Origin of the sequence: Thiomicrorhabdus sp. zzn3 (genome assembly GCF_029767755.1) — a bacterium.
Classification (GTDB): Bacteria; Pseudomonadota; Gammaproteobacteria; order Thiomicrospirales; family Thiomicrospiraceae; genus Thiomicrorhabdus.
The window spans coordinates 285,522-299,304 of sequence record NZ_JARUQS010000002.1 but is presented as its reverse complement, the minus strand read 5'-3'; the positions used below and the strand labels follow the sequence as shown (position 1 = coordinate 299,304).

The window sequence follows — 13,783 nt, the reverse complement described above, 5'->3', positions numbered from 1 at the left end:
TTACTTTATCTCCAGCCCCACTTTAATCGGTTTATAGGCTTTGTCCAGCCAGTGAAAATACACTTCGTCCTGCATGTTGCAGTTACAGCCACCGGTTGAACAGGCTGGACCGGCATGGTCAATTCTCTGCACATGCCCCTGCTCAATCAATAAGATGATCATCGCTTCCAACGCCTCTTCGGAGACATCAAAACGGTTGATGAGATCGGTTTTGGTGACCTCTTGATGCTCTCTGATATATCGCTTAATTGCCAGCAGTGCCATATGCCCTCCCTGGTGAAAATCACCTCACCGTTGAGACCATTTTAACAGGAACAACAAGATGACTTCCAACGAAGCGGAATTTGATTAACCCAAGAAAGCGCCGACTCCTGAAGCCGCTTAAGCTCCGAAGCTGATGTTTTTGCATAAAGCGCCCGATTCAATTGATCAGTTAACTGATTCAAGAGTTCACAATCACCATAGTCGTGTTGATACCACGATACCAACTGCCCGAGTGACATCACGCCTGAATGAGGACTCCCCTCTTTTTTCTGAGGCTGCAGGCCTCCAAACCATTTTCTCGGAATCATTCCATTAAACAGAGTGGCCTGCTGGCTTTGCCACTCTATCAATGCATCCACCACGGCTTCAATTGAAGTCGCATTTTGGATCTGCCGTTTCAGTTTATAGCGAGCTTGATAAGCCCTCAACACCAAGGCCCCGCGCAAAATCATCGCCAGCGCAGCCAATAAGCCGATAACGGCCAATAAACCATATAGCCACTTCGGCAGTGCTATGGCCGACTGTGCGGCCAAAACCTGGCTCTGCAGCACCCCGCTTTGCGGATCAAAGGTACGCAACATCAATTCCGGAAAGACAAACACACCACTGTGCAAAACGCGGTACGGCAAATGCACCTCCAAACGGCTGTGCACCCCTTTCTCTGTGAGCAGTTCCTCACTGCTGAAAGATTCATTTAACCACTCCATCTTCTTGTCGTAGCCGATCTGCGATTGCAATTCATAGGCAAGCTGGCGCAGCTGAGAAACACTGACATCATCGCCTTGCAAACGCCAAATCCAATGAGTCATTTCATCCGTTGCATGCCAGAAGGATTCGGTCTGTAACTGCATATCAACCTTGCCAACCACCACGGTTTGCGGCAAAAAGCCCGGCAGCGCACGCACCTCGATCCAGCGCGAGCGGTCGAAAAACCGCCACGGACGTTGGCGCGGACTTCTTACTTCAATCGCCGGCGAATTTAACCAGGCCTGTTCGGTTTTATTCAAATTCGGCTGTTGATCTTGCAAGACATAATTGGCCGATAACGCCACTTCTTTAGCAGGGTTGGAACGCCCTCCAACCTTTTTGGCAACCGGTTCAAGCACCGTTTCACTCACCGCTTGTTCTTCTAACTGAACCTGCCAATTTTCGGGATCACGATGTTCATAATGAATACGTGTCGCCACATCATCCACCCACACCTGCGCATTCCAAGGCAAGTTTTGCGAAGGATAAACAAATTCCGGCAATGCCGACCACGTCACCCGCACATGCGGATTCGACCGCACTTCAATCCGGGTTTGAGGAATCTGCATCCGGCCGAATTTCAAGGCGGGGATTACCGCCTCGCCATCCTGCAGTGGATAGAGCGTCAGTTTGACGCGATCCTTTTGCTGATCCACCTCATACACCGCAAACGTTTTTTGCAACTCGTGCAACGGCAGCAGATGGAAATCTTGGGCCGCAATCGGTCCCCGTAGCATTATTGTGAGCGGCTCACCCAGCATGATGCTCTGAGGTTTAATCTCCACGGTTTCAACCGCCATGCCTTTAGCCTCAGTGGACGCCAGTGCCGCAGGCAATAACCATAGACTCAGCCAAATCCCTAACAGCGTAGCGAACAGGTCCCTCCATCGAGCTGGTTTTACCGACCACTTCCCTACCATGGCTGCACTCCCGGAATCGGATGTGGCTCTTGCTGAGGTGCCTGAAAGCCTTCTTCACGTTCAAACATGCGTTGCAGCAGCACCTTCTGTTCATCCTTAAGCTGATGAATCTGCTGCTCAAAGCGCTGGGCACGGGCGATCTTTTTCTGCTGATCCAGAATCGCCTGCGCGGTGGCCTGTCGCGCACTCGCATCCACCCCGTTTTGCCAAGCCTGCTGAGCCTGTTCACCTTGCAAGCGGTAGTCCGTGAGCTCGCCCTGCTGAGGCAAAATCACCGCTTCCTTATCCAGGCCGCCCATATCGCTGTCGCTGCCAAACCCCGGATTGTCTTCACCGCCGGTCGGTTTCTGGCCGCCGTAGAAAGCGCCGTCCGAATCCTCGCGCCCTTTTTGCCCCTCTTCGTCGCCTTTGGCATCCTTCGATTTTTGCGCCAGCTTGATCTGCAATTGACGCTGCAAGGCCAATTGCAGATTATTTTCCGCCTTGCCATAGGGCGTTTGATACCGCAGAGCCTGACGGTAACTTTCAATCGCTTGCGGCAGCAAATTTGCCAGATAGTAGCTGTTGCCCAAATTAAACAGGGCCCGAGCACGATCCGCATCCTGTTTGGCCGCCCAGGCGGCTTCACGGAAATACAACACTGCGGACTCCAGATCCTGCGCTTGATAGGCTGCGGCCCCCGCACCAAACAGACTTTCGTAATCATCGCCATGGGCATAGAGCGCCTGCGCCTGATCAAACGCCCTGCTTTGATAGGCTTGATAGGCCTGCTGTTTGCTGGCCACAAGCTCTATAGACGCCGCAAAAACCGGCATGGAAGAGAGACTTAAAACCATCCCCAATATGGGCAGGAAAATGAACAGGCCTGCCCAGTTTTTCAGGCTTGTGTTGCCGATCTCCTGTCCAACGCGCGCGGTAAATGTCAGCGGATAAAACGCAGCAATGAGCGCCAGAATACTCAGCACCATAAACGGCTGCGCCCAGTCCTGCCACACGCGTTCATTCTGCAATTCAGGACGCTGTTGCGCCGGCAAAGTCACTTCCTCCATCAGGCGCTGCATAAACGCCGCCCCCGAATCCGCGCGTAAATAGACACCTTGGGTTGTCTGCGCCCACTTTTTCAATTCATTCTCATTCAACAGACTCTGCACCAATACGCCGTTAGCGTGCAATTTGCCGGTCCGATGCTGCGGATCTTGCAGTGTCGTGCCGCTGGGCTGGCCAATACCGACCCAGACAATTTTCACCCCCGTGCTCTGCTCGCGCAGGTCCCGACTTTCCGGCCAGGATTGCACTGCTTGCGGCAATTCAGGCGGCGTCCAAAACGGCGGCGCGCCATTGGTGAACACCACCATGACCTTGGCGTCTCCGCCGGTTTGCTGCAAATGGTGTATCCCGCTCATGGCCGCAAGCTCAATCCAGCTTCCGCGCGTCGGTAGCAATCCGGGTTCAATGCGTTGCAGCGCAAACGAAAACAGCTCACGATCAAAACTCAGCGGACTGACCAGGTGGGGCTGACCAGCGAATCCCATCAAGGCCAAACGGTCATTAGGCTGCAAACGATGCGTCATGCTTTCCACCAATGCACTCGCCTGCTGAAAACGGTTTGGAAACACGTCTTCGGCGGTCATGGATCGCGACAGGTCCATGAGCACCAATAGATCCACTCCCGGACGGTCGGCTTGAGTCTGCGACGACACCGGCTCGCGTGGCCCGGCAAGCGCAATCACCATCGCCAACCACGCCACACCGACTAGGACAGCAGGAGAAAGAAACTTTGCCAATTTCCCTTTCCAGCTCGATATGCCGTTTGCACGGCTGACTTCAACCCATGGCCACAAGTGGGCATCGGCGTACTGGGCTTTGCTTTTTTTCACGCCAAAGCGCTTTAGCCACCACACAGCGACAGGCAGCAACATCGCCCACAGCCACAGCGGTTCACGCCATTGCAGTTGTGCAAAAAGGTCGCCGGAAAACAGGACTGAAATCAAATCCATGCTGCCTCTCCCTTCGGCCGATCAAAGTTAAACCGCATTCGCCTTCTCCTCCGGTTTCGACACGCTTCGGTTTACACTTTTACCGGCAAACACGGTCAATAGGCTCAACAACCAGTACACAACCAGGGTGAACACAGCCAAGGCCAACGGCTGGGGGTAGAGCGCCACTTTTTGCGGCGGGTTCGGCGGCGCCTCATAAGGCACGCCTTCCGTCCGATCGATCTGCTGCAACACTTGTTGCAAATCTTCTCCACTGCCGACCCGATAATATCGCCCCTGCGTGGCTTGTGCAATTTCGGTTAGGGATTGTTCTTCCAACGGCTGGTAGAGCAACCCGGAATAGATACGCGCATCGCTCTCCTTGCTGGCACCCACGCCAACAGTATAGATCGGCACATTCATCATCTGCGCGTAATTGACCGCTTCGGAAAGCGCCAATCGGCTCGGCTGCGCCAAGCCGTCGCTGATCAGCACCACCACGCGCTTCAGCGTATCCGCTTCCGCCGGATTTTGCGGCGTCATGCTGTTTTCAGCCTGCTTTAACGCCAAACCGAGCGCTTCGCCCATCGCCTCATCGGTTCGACCGGCCAAATAGGGTTTGAGGCGTTTCAGGTTCAATCGTGCAGCACTGCCGTCGGCACTCAAAGGCATCAGAGTATAGGCCTGCTCGGCATACACGATAAGACCGAAGCGGTTGCCCTGCAAACCGCCGATAAAACGGTCCAACACCGATCTCACCACATTCATCCGCGTGTGCGGCTCACCATCGATCTGGTAGTCGTTTAACAGAAAAGAGGCCGAACTTTCGATGACAAACATCACGTCACGCACGGTTTTTTCCTGCGGCTTCGGCGGTGACGGCTTGAGTTGTTGCGGCTGTGCCAACGCGACCGCCAAAGCAGAGATCACCACACCGCGGAGCAGGTTCAGCCCCAGTTTAATCCATGAAAACCGTTCTTTTGACTGGGCTTTTGCCGAACCGATCGGACGCTGCAAATGAATCAGCGGATGGCGGAACACATAACGATTTTGCACCTGCAAGTGTGCCAAATCATCCTGAGCCGTACGCAAACCTACAAAACGTGCATGGCGATGCAACAGCCACAAAACAGGCCACAATAGAATCAGCCACAACCAAAACGGTTGCTCAAACCGCTCTACCGGCCAGCCCAAAGCGTTTAAACCGGCGAGGATCAGCGCGTCCATTTCACGCCTCCCAAGCCACGATTTTCGGCTTTGGCCACAGACCGGGCCTGAGCGAGCAAGGCTTCAAAGGTTTCACGTGAAACCTTATCCTCCGAAAACGCCGCATGATTAAGTGCCTGCCAGAAGGAGGTATGATCTAAACAGGCCTGCTCCGATTCACCTGTCGATACAGAAGTCTTGTTTTGCAACGGTTGAACGATTGCATAAAGCCGCCAAACCAGCTCTTTGGGCACCTCAGCTTGAGGTTTCTGTGCAACGCGGTATTCCAATGCCTTATCAATCTGAACCAGCTGACGACGCCAGGGCTGGTAAAAACGCCACAACAGCCAAATAATGATCATCACCAGCAATAGCGTCGCCAGGCTCCAGCCGGCAACCTGCACCCAGAACCCCCAATCCGTTCCCGGCGGCAGAGGCGGTTCAATCGAGACGAACTGCAAACTTGTCTGATCCCCGGCATTCATTAAGTTCGACTCAGCCATCGCTCTGCTCCACCTGTGCCGCCAACGCTTCCAGGCTTTGATGTGTCGCCAAGGAATACAGTCTCATACCGGTCTGGCGTAATTTCTGCTGGCGGCTTTCAAAATAATGCTCCGCCCAGAGTCGATAGTCTTCAAGCTGGCTGGCATCTCCCAATTCATAGGCCTGATCCGTCATTGACGAATACAAGCGCATACCGCTGACACTGGGTAAGCTGCGCTCGGCCTGATCCTCAATCCAAACGGCTTTGACACTGACGCGATGCTGCAGTTCCGTCAGCAGCCGAAGCGTGGTATCGGTCAGATCGTGAAAATCGCTGACCACAATCAGACGACTCCCCGGAAGCAGCCGGTGCAGCAAATCCATCAGCACATCATCCAATGACGGTTCCACAAAGGTGTGCCCTGACGTCACTTTGCTTGCAGCGGATCGAAGGTTAATTTTGGAAGACAATGGAGGACAAGACTGTGAAAAGCGGTGCATCAACTCCAGAAAGCTGCTGCGCCCTTCAAAACTGGGGGTAAATTGCAAATTTTCGGCCAAGTATGCGCCTTCGACCGGCAACGCCGATTTTTCCGCCAACCAGGCAAAGTAACCGGCGGCGCGCAAGGCCTGTTCCGCCTTAAGGCGCACTCGAGTGCCAAAACGCATGCTATTGCGCTGGTCGAGCAGAATAAACACGCTTTGCTGGCGTTCTTCCTGATACAGCTTGGTATAGGCCTGCCCGGTCTTGGCCATTAACCGCCAGTTGATGCGGCGCACTTCGTCACCAGGCTGATAGGGGCGACTCTCTTCATACTCCAAACCGGAACCCATAAAACGACTCGCCTGCTCGCCTTGGCGCAAGGCTTCACTGAAATGGGTACTGGCCGGAAAGTTCAACGTTAAGCCTTCCAGATCCTGCTGCAGTTGGTGAATCTGTTGATCTGACAGCAGAGGCTGAGCGAGGCGCTTGTCAAAAGCGGAACCTGAGAGCGGATAACGACGTTTAAACCAGGAAAACAGACGCATAATTAGGCAATCCGGACAGACAGCCTAAAGAGACGCTTGGCCAAACACGCGATAAAGCACATCAGGACGCGCTCCGTTCGGCCAGCGGAACCGGCACCAAAGCCAACAGACGTTCAATCACTGAGTCGGCCGTCCACTGTTGGGCACGGCCGCTGAAACTGACAATCAAGCGGTGACGCAATATATCCGGCAGCATCGTGATCACATCATCCGGCGTGACAAAATCCCGCCCCTGCAACCAGGCGTAGGCGCTGGCGGCGTGCAGCAACGCAATCGAAGCACGCGGCGACGCCCCCACTTCCAACACCCCCGCCATATCGGGATCCAGTTCGCCTAATTTACGCGTTGCGGCAATCAGGGCCACCATATACCGCTCCACCGGCTCGGAAACGAATTGTTCTGCGACTTTTCTGCGTGCATGCAAGACATTGTCCGGGGTTAAAAAGGCGGTCGGCTGGTCCTGATCTTCACCGAAATGGTGGGCGCGATCGCGGCGTAAAATATCCAGTTCTTCATCTTCATCCGGATAGTTGAGAACGACATGAAGCATAAAACGGTCAAGCTGCGCTTCCGGCAGAGGATAGGTCCCGCTTTGCTCCAATGGGTTCTGCGTAGCCATGACCAGAAACAGATCCGGCAGCTGACGGGTTTCCCCTCCGGCGGTGACCTGTTTCTCAGCCATCGCTTCAAGCAAAGCCGATTGTACTTTTGGTGGAGCGCGGTTGATTTCGTCCGCCAACACAATCTCATGGAAGATCGGCCCTTGAGTAAAACTCAACAGGCCTGTATTCGGATCAAGCACTTCAGCACCGATCACATCCCCCGGCATCAGATCGGGAGTAAACTGAATCCGTTGGAAGCTGGCATGCACTCCTTTGGACAAGGCCTTGACCGCAGTGGTCTTGGCTAACCCGGGCGGCCCTTCAAGCAAAATATGTCCACCGGTAAGCAACGCAATCAACATTCTGTCGAGCAGAGCCTCTTGTCCCACAATCACAGCTTGCATATGCTGCTTTAATGCCTGAAATTCCGCTTGCATATTAATTAGACCTCTTTTCCTGCAGCCATCCGCCTACTGTACCGCTAACGTCGTTGGCTGTGCAAATTTGCGTCACATTATAGGGTAGAGAAAACCCTGCCCTCAATCAATTAATTGAATGTCTACATAAAACCTGTAGAGAATCGACGTGGTAAGCATTTTGAGCAAGACAAACCGCTTCCCAATCGCTAGAATCAAAAACATCCTTGATCCTATTTTCCAAATGAGGAGTCGTTGCTATGGCCAGCGGACTGTTTATCATTCTGGATGACATCGCTTCCCTGTTTGACGATGTGGCCACCATGTCTAAAGTCGCCACCAAAAAAACCGCAGGAGTACTCGGTGACGATTTGGCCGTTGGCGCCCAACGTGCATCGGGATTTCATGCCTCACGCGAACTGCCAGTCATCTGGGCCATCACCCAAGGCTCCTTTTTAAACAAACTGATTATTCTGCCGCTGGCTTTTCTGCTCAGCGCCTTTTGGCCGGAAGCGATTGTGCCCATTCTCCTGCTTGGCGGCGCTTATCTCAGCTTCGAAGGCGTCGAGAAAATCCACGAGTTCCTGTTTCATCGCCAATACAAGGAGCCAGCTGCCAAGCAGATTCAAAATAAAAGCGAACTGCTGCAAATCGAAAAAACCAAAATCCGCTCCGCCATCCTCACCGATTTCATCCTCTCGATTGAAATCATCATCATTGCCTTGAGTGCAGTAGCGGAACAGATATTAAGCGTGCAGATTGCCGCGGTGACGTTTGTGGCCTTTTTAGCCACCGTAGGTGTCTATGGTCTCGTCGCGCTGATGGTACGCATGGACGATGCCGGATTGCATCTGGTGGAAAGCGCTGACGAGCTGACTGGTATTAAACGTAGCATTTTGATTAATCTTGGACGTGCGCTCATTGCCGCACTCCCTAAACTGATCCGCGTCTTGGCGGTGGTCGGCACCCTCGCCATGCTACTCGTCGGTGGAGGCATTTTCCAGCACAATATCGATACTCTGCATCACCTTTTTGCCCACTGGCCCGGATTGATTGCTGATCTTGCGATCGGACTGGTCTTGGGAGTCATTGTGCTGTTGGTTGTGACTGTCGGCAAATGGCTTCTGGTCCGTTCAGGCGTTGTCCATCGACCATAAAAACCCAATCAAAATCAACAGGCCTGGTCGGATTGCGTCAAGCGGTGGTTTGACCAGGGCTGTTTATTTCATAAATGTCCGAACTTTACACAAGTAAAAAGGATGCGCCCGGAAGCAACACACCAAACCCGAGAACCAGCCAGAGAATATGCGAACGATATAGGCGCAGCCAGGCCAAACCGAGCAGCACCCAAGCCATGTCGGCAGGGCTCTGCACCGCGCTGGTAAAGACCGGCGTAAACAAGGTAGCCAGCAACAATCCCACCACCGCTGCATTCAGCAGGCTGATCCCTCCCTGTACCGAGGAGCGTGACGACCAGGCCTGCCAACTTCCTTGCAACGCCAGCACCAACAGCAGACCCGGCAGAAAAATGCCCAACGTGGCGATGATGGCTCCCGCAAGCGGTGCTTGCGGCAACAGCAAGGTGCCCAAATAGGTGGCAAAAGTAAACATGGGACCGGGTATGGCCTGCGCCAACGCATAACCGCTCAAAAATTGATCGGCTCCAACTTGCTCCGCCACCAACGGTTCCAGTAACGGCAGCACCACATGGCCTCCGCCAAATACCAGCGCCCCCGCCTGTAAAAACTGGGCAAACAACTGCAGAGTCTGTGGCAGCCATGTCGGCCAAATCCAATTGAACACCACCAGCATGGCGGCTGCAGCCAGTATGACCCACGCCCAAGTGGGCTTTTCCGAGACTGTTTCGTTGGTCACCGGCTCCGACGCCACTGGAGCCATAAAGCGCCAGCCAATGACAAACGCCAATAACAATGCCAGCAGCTGCATCCACACGCTCGCGGCGAGCAATAAGGCCACCGCCGTCAGCACGGTAGTCAGTTGGGTCAGCCGTGTTTTGCAGAAACTTTGATACATGCCCAGCGTGGCATCAGCCACCACCACCACTGCCAACAGTTTCAGTCCGACTACCACCAAGGGATAAAACCCGTCATCGGTAGGCGGCTGGTAAAGCGCTAAGCCAAACAGAATCAGAAACGACGGCAGGGTAAAGCCAATAAACGCCGCCCAAGCGCCGGCTTGCCCGCCACGCGCCAAACCAATGGCAAACCCCACCTGACTCGAACCCGGACCGGGCAGAAACTGGCTCAATGCGATCAGACGACCGTAATGCGCCTCATCCACCCACTGCAGCTTGTCAACAAAGGTGTGGCGAAAATAACCCAAATGCGCCATCGGGCCGCCAAAACTGACCCAACCGAGCAGAAAGAAGCGCCAAAAAATTTCAAATACTCTGTGCACTGTCACTACCGTTTGTACGGATTAGAATGGAAAATATGCTAATGAGCATAAACGAAAAAAGCCATCTTATTTTGCGCTTCTCTACCACCAAACTCCGGCAATGAATCGTGTTACTCGTCTCTCATTGAATTCGAGCTTCAAGCCATGCCGGAGGCCTTGCATGTAGCCATCAAAGCGGCTCAAAAAAAGCATTAAACCAATGCGGACTGCACACCCACTTTGGTCAATCTGGATTTGTAGCGTTCATGGTTAAGTAGCAATAAGACTGGAAACGGTAATAGCAGCCATAAATCCTGCCAGGGAACGGTTGCGGTATTAAAGACACTCTGCACCGCAGGTACATAAAGAATCGCGAGAATAAACACCCCTTCAACGGCCACGCCGAACCAGATCATCTTATTAGTGGACGTCATCGCCCATAAAGAGCCTTCCCATGAACGTAAGGTAAACACATTCGCCATCTGACAAGTAATCGCGCCCAATAATGTCATCGTCATCGCCTGACGATGAAACTCGTCGCTGATATCCAGATGGCCATACTCCCAACCGTTTAAAAACAGGAACCCCAAAAAAGCGAACATGGCGGCGCCAGCCTCAAACAGACCATTCATAAAATAGCCGCGCTTAAACACCTCCCAGTCTAAAATCTTCTCCCCTTTACCCACCGGAGGGCGTTGCATAATGTGTTTTTCAGGTTTTTCCGACCCTAATCCCAGACCGGGCAACTGGTCGGACCCGAGATCGATCAGCAAAATCTGAATCACCGACAGCGGCAAAGGGATTTTGAGGAAAAACTGCATCACATAAGGGACAATTTCCGGGACATTGGAGCTGAGAATATAGGTGGTGAGCTTTTTGATATTGAAATAGACGGCGCGGCCTTCCTCCACGGCGGAAACAATCGATTTGAAATTGTCGTCCAGCAGAATCATATCCGCTGCCTCTTTAGCGACGTCGGTACCCGATCCCATGGCAATGCCAATGTCCGCCTGCTTCAGAGCCGGCGCATCATTCACGCCGTCACCGGTCATGGCCACCACATCACCATTGGCCTGCAACAGCTGGGCAATGCGCAGCTTTTGCGCCGAGGCCATACGCGCAAACAACATATGCCGATTCTGCAGTTTTCGTCTCAGCGCCGTATTGGACAAGGCATCCAGCTGATCCCCCGTCATCACCTCATCCACACGCAGACCAATATTTTCCCCAATCGCTTTCGCCGTCACCGGGTTATCGCCGGTGATCATCGTCACTTTAATGTAGGCCGAATAACACGATTTAATCGCGCGCTGGATGCCTTGACGTGGCGGATCAATCATGGCGACCAACCCCAAAAACAGTAAATCGTCCTCACCGTCACCCTCTTTCATCGCCACCGCCAAAACCCGATAGGCCTGTTCGGCGAGATGCTGGTTGCGCTTGGCAATGCGCTGCTGATGTGCTTCGTTCATCGCCACCACCTGACCCAGCTGCAGATGAGAACAGAGCGGCAAGACCTTCTCCACCGCACCTTTAACCAGCAACCGCTCTCTGCCCTCAACACGCACCAGACTCGACATCATCTTGCGCTCCGATGTAAAGGGATACTCTTTCAGCATCTCCGCTTCGGGCAGGCCTCCCCCTTTATGGGCCGCCGCCAATAAAGCCGCCTCTGTCGGGTCTCCGCTCAGCGTACGTTTGTCGGCATCAATCGTCGCCCGGGTATTCCAACCCGCGGCATGCAACAGGGTCTGCAAATGCTGTTCGCTCTCTGACGAGACTTGACGGGAAAACGCATAGTCGCCGCCTTCAAAATAGCCGTTGCCGCTAAAGCGGACCTCACTGCCATCGGCCAGATATACCTGTTTGACCGTGATCTGGTTTTTCGTCAAGGTTCCGGTTTTATCGGTACAGATGACCGTTGCCGACCCGAGCGTCTGCACCGAATTAAGGTTCTTGACCAGTGCTTTGCGCTTCGCCATACGCTGCGATGCCAGAGACAAGGACAAGGTAATTGTGGGCAGCAACCCTTCCGGTACGTTGGCAACGATCAGCGACAGCGCAAAAATGGCCGAAATCAGCAGACCTCGGTCGGAAAACCACCCCAAACCGAAAAAGACCAAGCCGGCCGCCAAGGCAAGCAATGTCAGAATGGCGGTCATATGCTTAATTTCTTTCTCGATCGGGGTCACCGTATTGACCACCTCGGTGGTCATCAGTGCGATCTTGCCGAATTCGGTCGCATCGCCCGTCGTCACTACCACAGCAACGCCGTTGCCACGGGTCACGGCTGACCCCGCAAACAGCATATTGTGGGCTTCCAGTTCGCGTTTCGCCTCCCCCGCTTCAAGATGGCGCTCCACCGGGGTCGATTCGCCATTGAGCACGGAAAGATCGAGATAAAGCTCATTTACTTCCAGTAAAATCGCATCGGCGGCGACCTTGTCGCCCTCCTCCAGCTGCAAAATATCTCCGGGCACGACCTCTGCGGCATCCACGGTCAATATCTGGCCTTCACGTATCACCTTGGCTTCCGACTTCACCAGTTTCAGCAGCGCTTCCATCGCCTTGTCGGCCTTATATTTCTGCCAAAAGGTAAAGGTGGCATTGACAAACACCGCACCCAAAATCGCGTAGCCCAAAACGTCATTGCCCTCACCGGGCTGAAAATAGTCGGCGACAAAGGCGAGTAACGCTGCTGTTTCCAGCAAAACAGGGAAAAACCCGATGAACTCTTTGAGGTATTCAATGCGGTAATTTTTAGGCGATTTACGGCGGATCTGGTTGGGCCCAAATCCTTCCAAGCGTCGATGCGCTTCCTGCTGAGACAGACCGGAACGAGAGGTTCTAAGGGTATGAAGAATGTGTTCAACGGACTGCTGACACAGCATCATCAAGACTTCCGTGGGTAAAACAGAATACTATTGGTGGCGGTTGCATCCGTCACCCGGTTGAGCAGCTTCTGCGGGTAAGCCGCGGCATCAAACAGCACCAGATCAAAACAGTTCACTAGCAGGTAGTTATAAAGTTCTGTCGCATTATGCGGCTGCAATACGCTCACCATTTCCACATTTTTATGCAGCATGCGCGCCAACTGCAAAAAGGGGGCTGCAATATATTGCCGTTTGCTGGATGAGTCTGTGCGCCTAAAGCCATGATAACTTCGGGGGGTCAAGCACAGTTTGCCCAGCACGCTCTCGTCCTCCAGCAGGCCAAGCCACAGCAGAAAAGCGCGCGGATGAGGCGAATCGCCAGCGGCAAAAAACACGCGACGATACCCTCTGACCTTGGGCACGCTTTTGATTTTGACCACGGCAACGTCCGTTTGCAGACCCGCTTTGACGATCTTGTCACTAAACGAATGGTCTTTGGTGAACTTCCGTGTGGCGCAAAACAGGGTGTCAATCGCATAGAGGCGGGAAAAATGCTGCAACTGGGTTAAGGTATCGCCTTTTAGAGTCACGCTCTCCACCTCCACCTCCTGAGAAGCGGCCAGCTCTTTCAAACTGCTAACGGCCAGGCGATGCTTTTCCAGCGACTCATCACCATTGTCAATAAACAACAGCGTCAAGGGCAACTGCATCGATTTGGCGTAGGTGATGGCATAGAGCGTCGCCGCCTCAGACAGTAAGGAGCCGTTAACCAATGACACCACTCGCATGCGTATCCTCCCAACGGCGGTTCTAGCCGCTTCACCCTATGACACAAAAACGCAACACCTATCCGTACAATAACTTAATCCA

Annotated in this window: 11 protein-coding genes; 1 reads left to right on the top strand and 10 read right to left on the bottom strand. The window is 53.5% G+C overall.

Translation table 11 applies throughout. The annotated features are described in order from the left end of the window. The 7 genes from QCB44_RS09015 to QCB44_RS08985 form a co-directional block, all read right to left on the bottom strand. Complete coding sequence (locus QCB44_RS09015) at positions 1-264, bottom strand: FeoC-like transcriptional regulator (protein WP_279409565.1); 264 nt, start codon at positions 262-264, stop codon at positions 1-3. A 41-nt stretch (positions 265-305) separates the two neighbouring features. Next, the gene (locus tag QCB44_RS09010; protein WP_279409563.1) at positions 306-1,931 is read right to left on the bottom strand and encodes a hypothetical protein; all 1,626 of its coding nucleotides are present in this window, start codon (positions 1,929-1,931) and stop codon (positions 306-308) included. Then, the gene (locus QCB44_RS09005; protein ID WP_279409561.1) at positions 1,925-3,928 is read right to left on the bottom strand and encodes a VWA domain-containing protein; all 2,004 of its coding nucleotides are present in this window, start codon (positions 3,926-3,928) and stop codon (positions 1,925-1,927) included. Before QCB44_RS09005 ends, QCB44_RS09010 begins: the two co-directional genes overlap by 7 nt. 27 nt (positions 3,929-3,955) lie before the next feature. Continuing rightward, positions 3,956-5,134, bottom strand: coding sequence for a VWA domain-containing protein (locus tag QCB44_RS09000; RefSeq protein ID WP_279409560.1), 1,179 nt, complete (start codon positions 5,132-5,134; stop codon positions 3,956-3,958). Continuing rightward, on the bottom strand, positions 5,122-5,616 hold the full coding sequence (locus QCB44_RS08995) for a hypothetical protein (protein WP_279409559.1): 495 nt from the start codon (positions 5,614-5,616) through the stop codon (positions 5,122-5,124). The genes QCB44_RS09000 and QCB44_RS08995 overlap by 13 nt, the downstream gene beginning before the upstream one ends. Continuing rightward, the gene (locus tag QCB44_RS08990) at positions 5,609-6,625 is read right to left on the bottom strand and encodes a DUF58 domain-containing protein (RefSeq protein WP_279409558.1); all 1,017 of its coding nucleotides are present in this window, start codon (positions 6,623-6,625) and stop codon (positions 5,609-5,611) included. The genes QCB44_RS08995 and QCB44_RS08990 overlap by 8 nt, the downstream gene beginning before the upstream one ends. Positions 6,626-6,686: 61 nt before the next feature. Continuing rightward, the gene (locus tag QCB44_RS08985; protein WP_279409788.1) at positions 6,687-7,670 is read right to left on the bottom strand and encodes a MoxR family ATPase; all 984 of its coding nucleotides are present in this window, start codon (positions 7,668-7,670) and stop codon (positions 6,687-6,689) included. A 233-nt stretch (positions 7,671-7,903) separates the two neighbouring features. On the opposite strand from QCB44_RS08985, the gene QCB44_RS08980 reads away from it, so the two are divergent. Next, complete coding sequence (locus tag QCB44_RS08980) at positions 7,904-8,800, top strand: DUF808 family protein (RefSeq protein WP_279409556.1); 897 nt, start codon at positions 7,904-7,906, stop codon at positions 8,798-8,800. Positions 8,801-8,885: 85 nt separating this feature from the next. Here the strand turns inward: QCB44_RS08980 and chrA are convergent, their stop codons facing one another. The 3 genes from chrA to QCB44_RS08965 form a co-directional block, all read right to left on the bottom strand. Continuing rightward, on the bottom strand, positions 8,886-10,061 hold the full coding sequence (gene chrA / locus QCB44_RS08975) for a chromate efflux transporter (protein ID WP_279409555.1): 1,176 nt from the start codon (positions 10,059-10,061) through the stop codon (positions 8,886-8,888). A gap of 191 nt (positions 10,062-10,252) precedes the next feature. After that, positions 10,253-12,934 (bottom strand): cation-transporting P-type ATPase, encoded by a 2,682-nt coding sequence (locus QCB44_RS08970; RefSeq protein WP_279409554.1) that lies wholly within the window; start codon positions 12,932-12,934, stop codon positions 10,253-10,255. Next, positions 12,934-13,701: a universal stress protein gene (locus tag QCB44_RS08965; protein WP_279409552.1), complete on the bottom strand. Its 768-nt coding sequence runs from the start codon at positions 13,699-13,701 to the stop codon at positions 12,934-12,936. The genes QCB44_RS08970 and QCB44_RS08965 overlap by 1 nt, the downstream gene beginning before the upstream one ends. Between the last annotated feature and the right edge of the window lie 82 nt (positions 13,702-13,783).